Source organism: Nocardioides pyridinolyticus (genome assembly GCF_054653575.1).
The window spans coordinates 64952-80188 of sequence record NZ_BAAIFY010000004.1; the positions used below are offsets into that span (position 1 = coordinate 64952).

Annotated in this window: 13 protein-coding genes; 8 read left to right on the forward strand and 5 right to left on the reverse strand. The window is 70.1% G+C overall.

Features of this window, described 5'->3' with window-relative positions; genetic code table 11:
• Positions 1 to 10: 10 nt before the first annotated feature.
• Complete coding sequence (locus tag ACYQ0U_RS05120) at positions 11 to 1585, forward strand: S8/S53 family peptidase (RefSeq protein WP_459970111.1); 1575 nt, start codon at positions 11 to 13, stop codon at positions 1583 to 1585.
• A 337-nt stretch (positions 1586 to 1922) separates the two neighbouring features.
• Here ACYQ0U_RS05120 and ACYQ0U_RS05125 read toward each other — a convergent pair whose 3' ends face one another.
• Positions 1923 to 2483: a hypothetical protein gene (locus ACYQ0U_RS05125; RefSeq protein WP_459970113.1), complete on the reverse strand. Its 561-nt coding sequence runs from the start codon at positions 2481 to 2483 to the stop codon at positions 1923 to 1925.
• 36 nt (positions 2484 to 2519) lie between these two features.
• Here ACYQ0U_RS05125 and ACYQ0U_RS05130 point away from each other — a divergent pair, with 36 nt between their 5' ends.
• Positions 2520 to 4037: a CHAT domain-containing protein gene (locus tag ACYQ0U_RS05130; RefSeq protein ID WP_459970115.1), complete on the forward strand. Its 1518-nt coding sequence runs from the start codon at positions 2520 to 2522 to the stop codon at positions 4035 to 4037.
• 491 nt (positions 4038 to 4528) lie between these two features.
• Here the strand turns inward: ACYQ0U_RS05130 and ACYQ0U_RS05135 are convergent, their stop codons facing one another.
• Positions 4529 to 5335 carry a deoxyribonuclease IV gene (locus ACYQ0U_RS05135; RefSeq protein WP_459970118.1) on the reverse strand — a complete coding sequence of 269 codons (807 nt, stop codon included), beginning with the start codon at positions 5333 to 5335 and terminating at the stop codon, positions 4529 to 4531.
• 214 nt (positions 5336 to 5549) lie between these two features.
• Between ACYQ0U_RS05135 and rpsF the strand changes: the two genes are divergently transcribed.
• From rpsF to rplI, 4 genes are all read left to right on the forward strand, one after another.
• Positions 5550 to 5840 carry a 30S ribosomal protein S6 gene (gene rpsF / locus ACYQ0U_RS05140; protein WP_459970120.1) on the forward strand — a complete coding sequence of 97 codons (291 nt, stop codon included), beginning with the start codon at positions 5550 to 5552 and terminating at the stop codon, positions 5838 to 5840.
• Between the two features lie 97 nt (positions 5841 to 5937).
• Positions 5938 to 6489, forward strand: a complete 552-nt coding sequence (locus tag ACYQ0U_RS05145; RefSeq protein WP_459970123.1) for a single-stranded DNA-binding protein — start codon at positions 5938 to 5940, stop codon at positions 6487 to 6489.
• Positions 6490 to 6570: 81 nt separating this feature from the next.
• Complete coding sequence (gene rpsR / locus ACYQ0U_RS05150; protein ID WP_008355445.1) at positions 6571 to 6807, forward strand: 30S ribosomal protein S18; 237 nt, start codon at positions 6571 to 6573, stop codon at positions 6805 to 6807.
• 14 nt (positions 6808 to 6821) lie between these two features.
• Positions 6822 to 7268 carry a 50S ribosomal protein L9 gene (gene rplI, locus ACYQ0U_RS05155; protein ID WP_459970126.1) on the forward strand — a complete coding sequence of 149 codons (447 nt, stop codon included), beginning with the start codon at positions 6822 to 6824 and terminating at the stop codon, positions 7266 to 7268.
• A 103-nt stretch (positions 7269 to 7371) separates the two neighbouring features.
• On the opposite strand, the gene ACYQ0U_RS05160 is transcribed toward rplI, so the two are convergent.
• Both ACYQ0U_RS05160 and ACYQ0U_RS05165 read right to left on the reverse strand, forming a co-directional pair.
• On the reverse strand, positions 7372 to 7917 hold the full coding sequence (locus ACYQ0U_RS05160; RefSeq protein ID WP_459970128.1) for a hypothetical protein: 546 nt from the start codon (positions 7915 to 7917) through the stop codon (positions 7372 to 7374).
• Positions 7914 to 9257, reverse strand: a complete 1344-nt coding sequence (locus tag ACYQ0U_RS05165) for an MATE family efflux transporter (RefSeq protein WP_459970442.1) — start codon at positions 9255 to 9257, stop codon at positions 7914 to 7916. The genes ACYQ0U_RS05160 and ACYQ0U_RS05165 overlap by 4 nt, the downstream gene beginning before the upstream one ends.
• A gap of 541 nt (positions 9258 to 9798) precedes the next feature.
• Between ACYQ0U_RS05165 and dnaB the strand changes: the two genes are divergently transcribed.
• Positions 9799 to 12204, forward strand: a complete 2406-nt coding sequence (dnaB, locus tag ACYQ0U_RS05170) for a replicative DNA helicase (protein ID WP_459970444.1) — start codon at positions 9799 to 9801, stop codon at positions 12202 to 12204.
• Between the two features lie 364 nt (positions 12205 to 12568).
• Entirely contained in the window at positions 12569 to 13804 is a 1236-nt protein-coding gene (locus ACYQ0U_RS05175; protein WP_459970130.1) for a hypothetical protein, read from the forward strand.
• Positions 13805 to 13923: 119 nt separating this feature from the next.
• On the opposite strand, the gene ACYQ0U_RS05180 is transcribed toward ACYQ0U_RS05175, so the two are convergent.
• Entirely contained in the window at positions 13924 to 15237 is a 1314-nt protein-coding gene (locus ACYQ0U_RS05180; protein ID WP_459970133.1) for a dihydrolipoamide acetyltransferase family protein, read from the reverse strand.

A 15237-nucleotide genomic window follows, 5' to 3' on the forward strand; every position in this document is an offset into this window, starting at 1 on the left:
GAGCCCCGCCATGGCGGAGCAGCAGCCCGAGCAGAAGCGCCCCGTCCGCAAGCCCCTGGATCGCGATCCCTCCCCGCCGTGGCCCCCGGCGATCGCGGCCGTCGAAGGTCGGGTGCTCGATCCTGCGACCGCGATCATGGTGTCCGGTGTGGTGCCCCGACCTACGGTCTATATCGGCCCCAGGCTCACCATCGCGAAATCGATCGACGTCGAGCTGGCCGTGCGGATCCTGGGCGAGGTCGCAGATCCGCTGGGATGGCGCGTCGATCTCGAGCCGGAGGACGAGCGGACCGTCCGACTGCGCTTCGGACTGCGAACCGTGATGATCAGCGTGGCCTCGGCCCGGGCCGCCATCGCCCCCGATGGCTGGACCCTGCTCCAGCAGACGCGGCTGAAGTACGGCCCGAAGGCCGTACGGGGCGTCGGTCTCGACCACATCGTCTTCCCCGGTGGGCTCATCAGCAATCCGTTCACGCACAGCAATCCGTTCACGCACAGCAACCCGTTCACGCACAGCAACCCGGCCGCGGGCGAGTCGTCCGGGCCCGTCACGAGCTACGGCGTTCCCGGCTTCGGCGGTCGGCAGCCGGTTGCCTACGTCGGCCCCGACCCGGTCCGGCAGGCCGACTTCCCGGGCCCCAGGCGCCCAGTCGTTGCCGTCCTCGACACCGGTTGTGGCAAGCACCGGTGGCTCGATCGAGCCGTGATCAGGGATATCCAGATCGACGGCATGACGATCGGATACGACGATCAGGTGTCGATCTCGGAGTCCGGCGGTGATGTCGATGGACCCCTCGACGGGCTGATTGATCCGCTCAGTGGGCACGGCACCTTCATCGCGGGGCTCGTTCACCAGGCCTGCCCCGACGCCGACATCCTCGTCTGGCGCGGCGTCCGGGCTGATCGCCCGATCGTCGAGTCGGACCTCGTCGCCTGCCTGGCCCAGATCGCCGAGTTGGTCCACCGGTACCACCAGGGCGACCCGCACGGCCGCATGATCGATGTGCTCGCGCTGTCGCTCGGCTATTACCACGAGACTCCGGCGGACGAGCTCTTCGACCCGACGCTGTACGACGTCCTCGCTGACCTGTCGCGCAACGGAACCCAGGTCGTCTGCTCGGCGGGCAACGAGGCGACCAGCCGGCCGGCGTTCCCGGCCGCGTTCGCGCCATGGAGCGACGGCAACGGGCCGGTGACCCACGACGTCGACACCCTGCCCGTCCTCTCGGTCGGAGCGCTCAACCCCAACGGCGAGAGCGACGCCTTGTTCAGCAATGCCGGTCCCTGGGTACGCGCCCACACCCACGGTGCCGCGGTCGTGAGCACGCTGCCCGTGGATTTCGAGGGAGGTCTCCAGTCGGCTGCCGCCACGACCGCGTACGGGCGTCGTCGCGACACCATTGACCCCGACGACTTCCGTGGTGGCTTCGCGGTGTGGAGCGGTACGTCGTTCGCCGGGCCGCTGATGGCCGGCAGGATCGCTGCCCACATCGCCGGTGGTCTCGAGGACGGCGACGCGCCGGCAATCGCGCGGGCACGGGCTCGCGCAGCGCTGGCCGCGCTGACGACCATCACGCCAGACTGAGCGGGTGGTCTCTGCGGAGGAGTGGCACGCGCGCGCGGTCGAGGCGGTCAATGCAGGTCGTTTCGCCCGTGCTCGAAGCCTCTTGAGCAGAGCCCAGGCGACGGCGACGACCCCGGCCGTGAGCGGCGCGGTGGAGGCGACCCTTGCCTACGTCGAGGCTGAGTCAGGCAACCTCGTCGAAGCGATGCGGCTGTGTGAGACTGCCCTCTCCCGGGCTGGGCTCGACCAGGAGACTCGCGGGTCGATCCACAGTCAGCGTGCCACCTTGATGATGCTGGGCGGTCGATCAGTCGAGGCGATGAGAGAGCTCGACGCCGCGATTGTCATGTTGGCTGGATCAACGAAGTTCCTCGGCCGCGCTTACAGCCACCGCGGCAACCTGCACCTGCAGCGCAACGAGGTGGCGGCCGCGCAGCGGGACTTCACAGCAGCCGTCGACCTTCTGCGCGAGGCCGGTCTCCCGACTGAGGCAGCGATGGACGAGCACAACCTGGGGTACGCCCTTCTGCTGGCCGGCGATCTCGTGGGAGCCCTTCGCGAGATGGATCGGGCGAGGGAAGTGCTTGCGCCGCTGAGCCCGCTCGCGCAGGCGACCTGCGACCAGGACCGGGCCGAGGTGCTGTTCGCCGCTGGCTTGGCCAGCAGTGGGCAGGCGGCGCTCGCAGCGGCCGCGCGCACCTATGGTCAGCGGCGCGTGCTTCGCCGACAGGCTGACGCCGAGCTCGCACTTGCTCGCAACCTCCTCACATCCGACCCGACCGCAGCGCGCGACGTCGCCAGTCGCGCTGCCCGTCGGTTCGCGCGGGCAGGTGCGGACCCGATGGCGGATCGGGCGAAGGCTGTCGCGATCGTCGCTGCTCTTGTCGGACCGGGGCGGCTGTCGGAACGGCTCCGCCAAGGGGAGGACCTGGCGGCCGCACTTGATGCTCAGCAGATGCGATGGGTGGCAGCTCGGGTACGACTGGCGCTCGCCCTCCGTTACGCCGCCAACGACGCTCCGGAGCGTGCCAAGGTCCTGATCGGGGCCGCCGGAGTCGGCTCCAGCGGACCGCTCGATGCACGACTGATGAACCGGGAGGCACAGTGTGAGGTGGCGGTCGCCGGCGATCGACGATCCGCGGCTCTGAAGCACCTGCGTTCTGGACTCTCGGAGCTCCATGCCTGGCAGAGCTCCTTCGGCTCGCTCGACCTCCAGACCGGCGTGGCAGGTCAGGGTGCCCGGCTCGCCGCGCGGGGTCTGGCTCTCGCCCTAGAGACGGGCAGGCCAGACGTGCTGTTCGAGTGGTCCGAGCGGGCGCGCATGCTGGCCAGCCGCGTGCAGCCGGTTCGGGCGCCGGAGGACGAGCAGATCGTCGCCGACCTGACCGAGCTGCGCGAGATGACGGCCGAAGGCGGGCGCCGCGACCCCGAGCGCGAGGCGGTGCTGCGGCAGCGGGTGCGCGAGCGGGCCTGGCAACACCGGGGGTCGGGTGAGGTGGTCGACCCGGTCACGCTCGCGGAGCTCCGAGCCGCCCTCGACGGGGACACCGCGCTGGTGGCATACGTCGTGGCCGCCGACCGCGTGGTCGCGCTCGCCGTCACGACGGCCGAGGTGGCCTGGGCCGACCTCGGTGAGCGCGCCGCGATCGACCCGCTGCTCGGCGGCCTGCTGCCCGACCTCGACATGGCAGCGTCCGAGCTGCCGGGTGCGATGGCCGGGTTCGTCCGCCAGGAGCTGGCCCAACGTCTTTTCGCGATCGCCGAGGTCCTGGTCGCGCCGGTCCTCGCCACGGTCGGCGACCGCCGGGTCGTGCTCACGCCGTCGGGAGTGCTCGCGGGTGTCCCGTGGACGCTGCTCCCGGGCTTCACCGGTCGTCCGCTCACGGTGGCGCAGTCCGCGACCAGCTGGCTCGTCCGCCGGAGGACGCCGCTCCGGTCGTCCACTGCCGGGTTCGTCGCCGGGCCGCGCGTCGCGCGCGCCGAGGAGGAGGTGACCGCGGCGGCCAAGGAGTGGTCGGCTGCGCGCGTGCTGACCGGGGACGCCGCGACGGCCGAGGCCGTGTCGGAGCTGGCCTCCTCGGTCGATGTCCTGCACGTCGCCGCGCACGGCCGCCACACCTCGGAGAACGCGATGTTCTCCGGTCTCCAGCTCGCCGACGGTCCGTGGTTCGGCTATGACATCGACCAGCTACGCCAGGTGCCGGACGTGGTCGTGCTGTCCGCCTGCGAGGTCGGCCGCTCGACGGTCCGCTGGGGCGACGAGCTGATCGGCATGACCACGGCCTGGCTGCACGCCGGCGCCCGTCGCGTGGTCGCGTCGCCGGCGGCGATCAACGACCAGGCGGCGTACGACGTCCTCGTCGCCCTCCACCAGCAGCTCGCCTCCGGGGTCGACCCGGCGGCGGCCCTGGCCACGGCGGTGCCGGCCGTGTCGGCCGACACCGCCCCGGTGCCGCTCGTCTGCTTCGGCTGACCGGACCGGTATCAGGCCCGTGGGTCGCCGCTCCTCTGGGTCACGGGGGGAGCACTGACCGGGAGGAGTGAGCAGCATGAGCATCCGCACGCAGCACCGCGTCCTGCGCGACCCGAAGGCCGGCGAGGTGGTCCGCGTCGAGCCGGGGAGCCGGCTCGAGCTGCGCTTCCGCCGCCGCGGCCTCGGGCTCAGTCGGTGGCAGGTCGAGGACCGGCCGGCACACCTCGTCCCGCTGGAGGAGGGCGACCACGGCTTCCACTTCCTGGTGTTCCGCGGGGACGAGGCCGGCCCGCAGCCGCTGCGGCTCGTCCGGAGCCGGGTCGACCGGCCGGGCTCGAGCGAGGTCCGCGACCTGGTGGTGCTGGTCGGCCGACGCGCCTGCCGATTCATCACGGTAGGCAGTCGAGTCGCCACTCCCCGCGGTGGGTACGGCGCGGGGAGTGCAGGTTCACCCACCTACCGTGATGAATCAGCGACACGAGCGACCAGCATTAGACCCGCGAGGACAGCCACTCCGCGTCGGCGGAGTGCTCGGCCGCACCGCCGGGCGTCTCGAGGATCACCGGGGCGGCGGCGTCGCGGACCACGGCGGCCAGCAGGTCGGGGTCGACCTGGCCGGCGCCGAGGCTGGCGTGCCGGTCGGCGCCGGAGTCGAAGGCGTCGCGACTGTCGTTGCAGTGCACGAGGTCGATCCGGCCGGTGATGGCCCGGACGTCCTCGACCACGGTCTCCAGGGCGTTGCCGCCGGCGTGGGCGTGGCAGGTGTCGAGGCAGAAGCCGACCAGGCCGAACTGCTCGGTCGAGGAGATCGCGTCCCACACGCCGGCGATGCGGTCGAGGTAGCGGGTCATCGCGTTGGTGCCGCCGGCGGTGTTCTCGATGAGCAGCGGCACCTTGATGTCGGTCGCCTCGATCGCCTTGCGCCAGTTGTCGAAGCCCTTCGCGGGGTCGTCCTCGTCCTGCACGTGGCCGCCGTGGACGATCAGGCCCCTCGCCCCGATCGACGCGGCCGCGTCCATGTGCTGCTGGAGCAGCTTGCGGCTCGGGATCCGCTGCCGGTTGTTCGTGGTGGCGACGTTGATGAGGTACGGCGCGTGGACGTAGAGCCCCACGCCGGCCGCCTCGGCATCGGCCTTCAGGCCGTCCGCGCCGCCGGCGTACCGGAAGACCGGTCCCTTGTAGCTCTGCGGGTCGCCCAGGAAGAACTGCACGTGCGACATGCCCCTCGCCTGCGCCTCGGCGATCGGGTCGGACTGGTCGACGTGGGCGCCGATGGCGATGCTTCCCGTGGTGCTCATGCCGCCACCCTAGGTGCCCCCGCCGACGGCCTGTGCACGGATTGGGATCGCCTCCGTGCCCACTGCTAGCCTTGGGCGTTCTCTGCGTCCAGCTCCCACCGACGGGAGCCCGCGGAGGACCCGCCGGTCCGAGTGATCGGGGCGGCGGAGACGCATATCCCTCCTGCCACGGAGAGTCCGTGGCCGCCTGAGTCCAGAGGAGGTGGAGACCGCTATGCGTGCCTACGAAGTGATGGTCATCCTCGACCCGAGCCTCGAAGAGCGAACCATCGAGCCGTCGCTCGACAAGTACCTCAACGTCATCCGCAAGGACGGCGGCACCGTCGAGTCCGTCGACGTGTGGGGTCGCCGTCGGCTGGCCTACGAGGTCAAGAAGAACGCCGAGGGCATCTATGCCGTCATCACGCTGAAGGCCGAGCCGGCCACGGTCAAGGAGTTCGACCGCCAGCTCACCCTCAACGAGTCGATCCTCCGCACCAAGGTGCTGCGTCCCGACGCACACTGAGCTGTGGACGACCACTTCCGCCTGTCGGTGCGAGACGCAACGATGTGCTGACGTGGTCGGACGACTCTGATCAGAACCAACGCTTAGGGAGCCCTACATGGCAGGCGAGACCGTCATCACGGTGGTCGGCAACCTCGTCGACGACCCGGAGCTGCGCTTCACCCCGTCGGGTGCGGCCGTGGCGAACTTCCGGATCGCGTCGACGCCGCGCACCTTCGACCGCCAGACCAACGAGTGGAAGGACGGCGACGCGCTGTTCCTCTCCTGCTCGGTGTGGCGCCAGGCCGCGGAGAACGTCGCCGAGTCCCTGCAGCGCGGCATGCGCGTGATCGTGCAGGGCCGCCTGAAGCAGCGCTCCTACGAGACCCGCGAGGGCGAGAAGCGCACCGTCGTGGAGCTCGAGGTCGACGAGGTCGGCCCCGCGCTCGCGTTCGCCACCGCCAAGGTCACCCGGGCGTCGCGCTCGGGTGGTGGCGGCGGCGGGTACGGTGGCGGTGGCGGCCAGTCCCGGCCGCAGCCGGCGGGCAACGACCCGTGGGCCACCCCGGCTCCGCAGCAGGGCGGCGGCCAGCCGTCCGGCGGTGGCCAGGCCCCGGCGAACGACCCGTGGGGCGCGCCCGGTGTGGGCTCCGACGAGCCGCCGTTCTGATCCTCAACCCAACCCGAACACCCTCAACCATTCCGGGCCAGTAACCAGTCTGGGCCGGGCTTCTAGAGAGGAAGCACCACAATGGCCAAGGCAGTGATTCGCAAGCCGAAGAAGAAGGTTTGCCAGTTCTGCAAGGAGAAGGCGACCGGTGTCGACTACAAGGACGCCACGCTGCTCCGCAAGTTCATCTCCGACCGCGGCAAGATCCGCGCGCGTCGGGTGACCGGCAACTGCGTCCAGCACCAGCGCGACGTGGCGATCGCCGTCAAGAACGCCCGCGAGGTGGCCCTGCTGCCCTACACCTCCACCGGTCGCTGAAGGGAGCCTGGAAGATGAAGCTCATCCTGACCCAGGAGGTCACCGGTCTCGGTGCCCCCGGCGACGTCGTCGAGGTGAAGGACGGCTACGGCCGCAACTACCTGGTTCCGCGTGGCCTCGCGCTGCGCTGGACCCGCGGTGCCGAGAAGACCGTCGAGTCGATCAAGGCCGCCCGGGCGTCGCGCTCGGTCCGCGACCACGACCACGCGGAGCAGATCAAGACCAAGCTCGAGGCCCAGCCGGTCAGCGTGAAGGTGCGCGCCGGTGCCGGCGGTCGCCTGTTCGGCGCCGTCACGGTCTCGGAGATCGCCGGCGCCCTCGCCGACGCCTCCGGCGAGCAGGTCGACAAGCGCACGATCGTGGTCGACAACCCGATCAAGGCCCTCGGCTCGCACGAGGTCTCGGTCAAGCTGCACGACGAGGTGTCCGCCACGGTGGCCCTCAACGTCATCCCTGCTTGATCCTCAGCGCAGCGGCTCGAGTCGCCGGCCCGCCCGATCTCTGATCGGGCGGGCCGACGCCATTTCCGGCGACGAGGACCGCCACACCGAGCGTCGGGCTGCCTCAACGGGACCGTGGTCGGGCGGCGGCTGTGGTCCGGTCCGACTCGACGACCGCCCACGGCCGCGAGGAGTAGCGGAACAGCAGGACGATCACGGCCACGACGGTGACCAGCCCGAGCAGCAGCACCGACTCGATGTCGCGCTCAACGGCCAGCACGGGCAGCGGGGCGAGGGCGGTCACGACCGCGAGCACGGCCGCCGTGCCCAGCCAGGCGCGGGCGCGCCGGTCTCCGGCCGGCCCCGCGACCCGGGCGAGGCCGGCGCAGAGGGCCGCCATCGTGGCGAGCTCGGGCACCGAGGCCGCCCAGACCAGGGCCGGGTCCCGGTCCGCGAGCGCGTCCGCGGCGCCCGGCCACCAGAGGAAGCCCGAGACGACGAGCGCCACGAGGGCGAGCCAGGTCACCGCGGACGGCAGCCTGCCGAACCGGTGCACGCCGAGGAGCACGAGCAGCCAGCCCACCGGGTCGGCGAGCAGGTCGACGCCGCGGGCCTGGGCCGACAGCGCGACGATGACCAGGCCCATCGCGATCCAGGGCAGCGGCTTCACGGGCCCGACCCTACGGTGACCGCGCCGGTCACGAGCCACCCGTCGCCCCGGGCCCGGCGGAGCAGGACCACCAGCCGGGCGCCCATGAAGACGACCGTGAACGCGACCCAGATCGCGACGAGCCCGGTCTCCAGCGCCGCGCAGGCGAGGGCGACCGGCGCGTAGACGACGAGGGTGAGGACCCCGGCGCGGGCGAGGTACGGCCCGTCGCCGGCCCCGATGAGCACCCCGTCGAGCACGAACACCACGCCGGCCACGGGCTGGCCGAGCGCCGCGACGATCAGCACGGGCACGAGCAGGTCCTGCACGGCGCCGTCGCCGGTGAAGAGGTGGCCGAGCACCGGGCTGAGCGCCGCGAGCAGCACGCCGGTCACGACCCCGCTGACCGCGCCCCACTGGATCATCCGGCGGGTGAGCTCACGGGTACCGGCCACGTCGCCGGCCCCGAGCGCGCGTCCGGTGATCGCCTGGGCCGCGATCGCGATGGCGTCGAGCACGAACGCGAGGAATCCCCAGAGCGTCAGCGCGAGCTGGTGCGTCGCCAGGTCGACCTCCTGGTCGCGGGCGCCCACGGCGGCCAGCGTCACGGCGTACGTCGTGACGAGGAGGGCGGCGCGCAGGGTGAGGGTCCGGACGACGAGCGGGACGCCCGCGCGGCCGGCGGCGCGGATGCCGGGCAGGTGCGGGCGGAGCGAGGCGCCGTGGCGGCGGGCGGCGCGGACCACGACGAGCACGAACGCCGCGGCCATGGCGACCTGCGCGAGGACCGAGCCGAGGGCCGAGCCCGCGATCCCCAGGCCCGCGGGGTAGACCAGGAGCAGGTTGAGCACGACGTTGAGCGCGTTGCCGGCCACCGCGACCACGAGCGGGGTGCGGGTGTCCTGGAGGCCGCGGAGCACACCGGTCGCGGCGAGCACGAGCAACAGCGGCACCACACCCAGGAACGCGATGCGCAGGTACGTCGCCGCCGGGCCGGACACCTCCTCCGAGGCGCCGAAGAGGTGCACGAGCGGCTCGGTGAGGAGCACGCCGGCGACCGTGACGACGGTCCCGATGGCGAGCGCGAGCCAGAGGCCGTCGACCCCCTGCGCCATCGCGCCGCGCAGGTCGCCCGCGCCGAGACGGCGGGCGACGCTGCCGGTGGTGCCGTAGGCGAGGAAGACGCACAGCCCGACCACGGTCTGGAGGACCACGGCGGCGATGCCGAGACCGGCGAGGGGCGCGGTGCCGAGGTGGCCGACGATCGCGGCGTCGGCGAGCAGGAACAGGGGCTCGGAGATCAGGGCCAGGAACGCCGGGACGGCCAGCCGGAGGATCTCGCGGTCCCGGGCGTCCCTCATGCGCTGCACGTAGTCATGGTAATGAGCATCGGCGTGTCCTGCTTCCTACATGACTAGTTATCAACATCTGTGGACAAGCCTGGGAAAACCAGCCGCGACCACGGTATGTCGACAAACCGGCAGTTGACCGCGAGGTGACCACCGGGTGAACGAGAAATCCGGCCCGGGAATTTCCGATCCACACCTGTGAGCGAGCATCCTCGCAGGTCAGCGCGTTGTCGCGCGCGTGGAGGCCGGACCTGTCCACAGCGCCCTCCCCAACCTGTGCACATCTGTCGGCGTGTCCTCCACGACCCGTCCGCCGGTTATCCCCAACCGGGTGGAGAGGGTGTGGATACGGGGCTGTCGCCGACCCACCCGGGCCACGTAGCGTCTCCGCGTTGGCCGGCATCGCGGTCCGGATGTCGGTGGTCTTCCCTAGCCTCGGCGGCGGTCGGCAGTGGGTCGAGACGGGTGCGATCAGAGGAGGCCACAGGTGAGCGTCACCGACCAGGACGCGCGGGTTCCCGAGCCGCCGTACGACGACTGGGGCGACGGCCCGGTGTCCTACGCGCCCGGCGAGCGGCCCTCGACCCCGGGCGACCGGACGCCGCCGCAGGACATGGCGGCCGAGCAGTCCGTGCTCGGCTCGATGCTGATCTCCAAGGACGCGATCGCCGACGTCACCGAGACGATCCGCGGCGTCGACTTCTACCGCCCCGCGCACGAGACGATCTACGACGCGGTCCTCGACCTGTACGGCCGCGGTGAGCCGGTCGACATGGTGACCGTCGCCGCCGAGCTCCAGCGTCGGGGCGAGCTCCAGCGCATCGGCGGGGCGCCGTACCTCCACACGCTCTCGGCGAACGTGCCGATCGCCGCCAACGCCGGCTACTACGCCGAGATCGTCCGCGAGAAGGCGATCCTGCGGCGGCTGGTCGACGCCGGCACCAAGATCGTGCAGATCGGCTACGCCGGCGAGGGCCAGGTCGACGACATCGTCGACGAGGCGCAGGCCGAGGTCTACAAGATCACCGACAAGCGCTCGTCGGAGGACTACGCGCCGCTGAGCGACATCATGGACGGCGTCCTCGACGAGATCGAGGCGATCTCCAACCGGGAGGCCGGCCTGTACGGCGTCCCGACCGGCTTCGCCGACCTCGACGACCTCACCAACGGCCTGCACGCCGGCCAGATGATCATCGTCGCGGCGCGTCCCGCCATGGGCAAGGCGCTCGCGCTCGACACCCCGCTCCCCACCCCGACGGGGTGGACGACGATGGGTGAGGTCCAGGTCGGCGACCTGCTGTACGACGCGGACGGACTGCCGACGCGCGTCGTCGCAGCGACCGAGGTGATGACCGGTCGACCCTGCTACGAGGTCGAGTTCTCGGACGGGTCGCGGATCGTCGCCGACGCCCAGCACCAGTGGCTGACCGAGACCCGCGCCGCCCGCAAGTCGAAGTGGGCCGCTGACCACCAGTACAACCGCGCCCGCAACCAGCGCATCGCCGCCTCGGTCGTGACGACCGAGGAGATCGCCGCGACGGTGCGGGTCAACGCGGACGAGCGGGCCAACCACGCGGTGCTCAACGCCGGCGCTCTCGCCGCGCCGGACGCAGCGCTGCCGATCCCGCCGTACGCACTGGGCGCCTGGCTGGGCGACGGGCACAGCGCGTCAGCGCGGATCACCTGCGAGACCGACGAGATCCCGATGTACCTCGAGGGTCTCGGTCTCCGGGTCGAGCACAGGGGCGCGATGCTCTACAGCGTGAAGCTGCCCGAGGGCGACCGGCGGGGTTCGTTCCAGGGACTGCTCCGCGAGCTCGGCGTGCTGAACGGCAAGCACATCCCCACCGCCTACCTGCGGGCCTCTGAGCAGCAGCGTCGCGAGCTGCTCGCCGGCCTGATGGACACCGACGGCACCGTCGTGAGGGGGGTCGGCTCGTGCCAGTTCGCGGTCACGAGCAAGCGGCTCGCTGACGACGTCCACGAGCTGGTCGTCAGCCTCGGCTACAAGTGCGGCCGCACGACGAAGGCGGTCCAGGGTCGATCCGAGGCGACGTCGACCTGCTACATCCTGAACTTCTCCGCGACCGACGACGTGTTCCGGCTCGAGCGCAAGCACCTGCTCCACAAGGAGGAGCGCCCGCAGACCACCTCGCGCATCGGCCGTCGCTACATCACGGCGGTGCGGCCGATCGAGAGCGTCCCGGTCCGCTGTGTCCAGGTCGACAACGACGACCACCTGTACCTCGCCGGCGAGTCGATGATCCCGACCCACAACTCGACACTGGCCCTCGACTTCTGCCGTGCCGCCTCGATCGCGAACAACCTCACCAGCGCGTTCTTCAGCCTGGAGATGACGCGCTCGGAGATCACGATGCGCCTGCTCTCGGCCGAGGCCAAGGTGCCGCTCAACCACATCCGCAACGGCAACATGAACGACGACGACTGGGCCAAGCTCGCGCGCAAGATGGGCGAGGTCAGCTCGGCGCCGATGTTCATCGACGACTCGCCGAACATGACGATGATGGAGATCCGCGCGAAGGCCCGGCGCCTGAAGCAGAAGCACGACCTGCGGATCATGATCATCGACTACCTCCAGCTGATGAGCTCGGGCAAGAAGGTCGAGTCCCGCCAGCTCGAGGTCTCGGAGTTCTCCCGGCAGATCAAGCTGCTCGCCAAGGAGCTCGAGATCCCGATCATCGCGCTCTCCCAGCTCAACCGTGGTCCCGAGCAGCGCGGCGACAAGCGCCCGATGATGTCCGATCTGCGCGAGTCCGGCTCGATCGAGCAGGACGCCGACATGGTCGTCCTCCTCCACCGCGACGACGTCTACGAGAAGGAGTCGACCCGTCCCGGCGAGGCCGACCTGATCGTCGCCAAGCACCGCAACGGACCCACCCGCGACATCACCGTCGCCTTCCAGGGCCACTACTCCCGCTTCGTCGACATGGCGCACTGATGCGCGCTTGATCGACGTGACGGAGCAGGAGAAAGGTGCCAGTAATGCGAGATAAACCGCCAGTTGCAGGTGCACCGCTTCAGTGAGCGAGATGACGCCGTGCGAGCACGCCCGCGACTCGCTGTGGCGCACCGTGCGGCTGGGCCGCCTTCCCACGTCGGCGGGCAACCGCTTCCTGGCGAACCTGACGGCTGTCGCGAGCCTTCAGGTCCCGGTGGTGGGGGCGCGCGAGCGTAGAATGTCACCTAACAGTGAGGGCTCTGCCCGAACTTGTGTCCGGAACAGAGCCCACCTGCTTGCTAGTCACTCGCAGGGTAGACATCAGTTGGACACCGCTCAACCGCCAGAAGCCAGATCGACGTCAGTGGACGTTGCCGCCGACCAACGGGTTCAGATCCAACTACGACGGTCAGAATTTGCTGCTGAGTTAGCGAAGTTGCCGGCGTCCGTTCGGAGGCGCTACGGCATCACCACCCCGGTTCTGGTCGTCCTCGACGGATTGGTTGCGTTCTGTTGGCCGGTTCTGGACGAATCTGACAACCGTGGTTGGCTCGACAAGGTCGAGGACGTCGCCGACATGGTCTTGGACGGCTACGACCTGAGCGAAGGCGACATCGATGCCTTCATCGCCGACCTCGCGGAGATCGACGTCGCGACATATGTCGAGACACTTCCGACAGAAAACTTCCGCCGATTCTTCCAGAGGCTGGTTGGCGCGGCCGCGTACCACCGGCTCAGTGCTGCATTCACGAAGGACTCGGCTCCCGTGGTAACCGTCTCTCGTATCGCTCTGAGCGCCGTTGCGCCGTACATCGTGGCCTGGGACGACCTCACTGCCGAACTCAGTGAGACGCAGTTGTCGGCGTTCAAGGACATCGCTGAGAGTCGGGGAGCGATGCTTCCGATGATGGCGGCCCTCTTCCGCCTGCTCGACTCGACGGTCGTGCACCTGGACATACCTGAGACGTGGAGCGGGCGCGCGACGCTGACCAGGGTCGGCGAGGACGAGATGGATCTACTCCGTGCTGAGATGCGCGAACTGACGGCCGGCCGTTCCCGTGAGGCCGTCAAGGACCTCAGCGCCACACTCAGTCGTAAGCTCGCCGGCGCGAAGGATGCCCTGGCGCACTCGTCGGACTCAGTCTCCCAAGCAGCCAATTCACTGATCGAACTCGTCGACAGGCTGCTTCGAGTCTTCACCGACGACGAAGTGCTCGAGTGGCTAGACGCTAACTATCCGAGCCTGCCGGAGACGACCTACGTTGATGGCCACGGACGAGTCCGCCCGAGCAAGCGTGGTCAAGCCCTCTGCCTCGTCCACGCGGGCGAGCCGGCCGGCACGGCGGCCGACATGAACATCGTCGCCGCGATCGCACTGACCCGAACCCGCCGGAACTTGCAGCAACTGAAGCACGCCGACGAAGGCACGGCCGCGGAGAAGGCTCGCGTTGTCTCCTGCATGCAGGAGATCGAGTCGTTCCTCTTCCCCTTGACGGGATTCACCTGGGCGACGGTCTCCGACGAGGCACTCGATCGAATTCGGTACCGCCTTATCCCGAAGCGAGATCGCGCCGATGCGGTCCGTTCCCAGCCGGCATAGCGGCTGACTCGGCAGTCATTCGGTGCCTATACGGACCTGACCCGCCGCGCTGCGTACGCGGCAGGCCAGGAGGCCGTGTTGCCGACGCGGCGGGCCAGGAGCCCAGGGGGTTGAGGTGCCTATGCCAGGGCGCGTGCCGGGTGCTCCAGCACGCTGACCAGTGCAGCGAGCCACTTCGCTGCAAGGACCCCGTCGACGGGTCGGTGATCGACCGAGAGAGTGACGGTCATGACCTTCCCGGGAACGACCGTGCCGGCCTCGACGACGGGCTCGTCCCGGACGGCGCCGACTGCCAAGATCGCGGCCTGCGGAGGGTTGATGATGGCCGCGAACTCTTCGACACCGAACATGCCGAGGTTGGTCACTGCGATCGACCCGCCTTCGAGCTCGTCCTGCTTCAGCTTGCCGTCCCGAGCACGCTCAGCGAGGTCACGGACCGACGCGGACAGGGCCGACACGGGCAGAGAACTCACGTCGCGAACGACCGGCGTCATCAGCCCGCGTTCGGTCGCGACCGCGACAGCAATGTCGACGGACGAGTACTGGCGAACTGCATCCGCCGTCCAGGTCACATTCATCTCCGGAACGCGGACGTGAGCCGCAGCGACCGCCTTGACGACCAGGTCGTTGACTGACACCCGTGTGGTCTCGTCGTTGATCTCGGCGCGCAGAGCCAACAGAGCCTCAGCTCGAACCGTGGCACGCAGGTAGAAGTGCGGAGCCTGCTGCTTGCTCTCGGTGAGTCGCCGTGCGGTCGCAACCCGGATGCGGGAGTGAGGGATCTCCTCGTAGGCGGCCGCTGCACCGGTGACCGCCGGTGCCTTCGCAGCCGGCGGGGTTGCCTTTGCGGGCTCCGGTTCGGCGGCGGGCGTCGTGCGGTTCGCCAGGGCAACTTCCACGTCGCGGCGAAGAATCCGTCCGCGCGGACCGGTGCCGGCGATCTCTTCGATGGACAGTCCGGCGTCCTTGGCGATCTTGCGGGCCAACGGGCTCGACCAAACTCGGTCTGGAGCCGCCCCATCTGGCCGAGGCTGGAGGGGTGCCGGAGCGGAGGAAACCTCGGCCAGCGGGGCGGCGGACTCGGGATCCTGCGGCGCAGGATCGGGAACGGCGCGGCGCTCAGGCACCACGACGTCGGTTACCGGTGCGACGCCCAAGGACGTCAGGAGCGCGTCGAGGTCGTCAACGGTCTCGCCCGGGTCGCCCAGGACTGCGATCGGGTCACCGACCTCGACCAGCGCACCTGCCGGGACGAGGTACTTGAGGATTCGCCCGGCGGACTCGGCCTCGACGTCAACGGCGGCCTTCTCGGTCTCGACTGTCGCGATCGCGTCGGACTCCCCGAAGTCGGCGGCCTCCTTGACCAGCCAGTCCGACAGCACGGCCTCAGTGGAGTCAGCGGCGACGCCAGGCATTCGCATGACCTGCGCCAT

What these genes read in the sequence shown, in the direction of transcription:
- ACYQ0U_RS05120 (WP_459970111.1), top strand. Translation starts at nt 11, where the DNA reads ATGGCGGAGCAGCAGCCCGAGCAGAAGCGCCCCGTCCGCAAGCCCCTG.
- ACYQ0U_RS05130 (WP_459970115.1), top strand. Translation starts at nt 2,520, where the DNA reads ATGCGATGGGTGGCAGCTCGGGTACGACTGGCGCTCGCCCTCCGTTAC.
- ACYQ0U_RS05135 (WP_459970118.1), bottom strand. Translation starts at nt 5,335, where the DNA reads ATGAGCACCACGGGAAGCATCGCCATCGGCGCCCACGTCGACCAGTCC.
- rpsF (WP_459970120.1), top strand. Translation starts at nt 5,550, where the DNA reads ATGCGTGCCTACGAAGTGATGGTCATCCTCGACCCGAGCCTCGAAGAG.
- ACYQ0U_RS05145 (WP_459970123.1), top strand. Translation starts at nt 5,938, where the DNA reads ATGGCAGGCGAGACCGTCATCACGGTGGTCGGCAACCTCGTCGACGAC.
- rpsR (WP_008355445.1), top strand. Translation starts at nt 6,571, where the DNA reads ATGGCCAAGGCAGTGATTCGCAAGCCGAAGAAGAAGGTTTGCCAGTTC.
- rplI (WP_459970126.1), top strand. Translation starts at nt 6,822, where the DNA reads ATGAAGCTCATCCTGACCCAGGAGGTCACCGGTCTCGGTGCCCCCGGC.
- ACYQ0U_RS05165 (WP_459970442.1), bottom strand. Translation starts at nt 9,257, where the DNA reads ATGAGGGACGCCCGGGACCGCGAGATCCTCCGGCTGGCCGTCCCGGCG.
- ACYQ0U_RS05180 (WP_459970133.1), bottom strand. Translation starts at nt 15,237, where the DNA reads ATGGCGCAGGTCATGCGAATGCCTGGCGTCGCCGCTGACTCCACTGAG.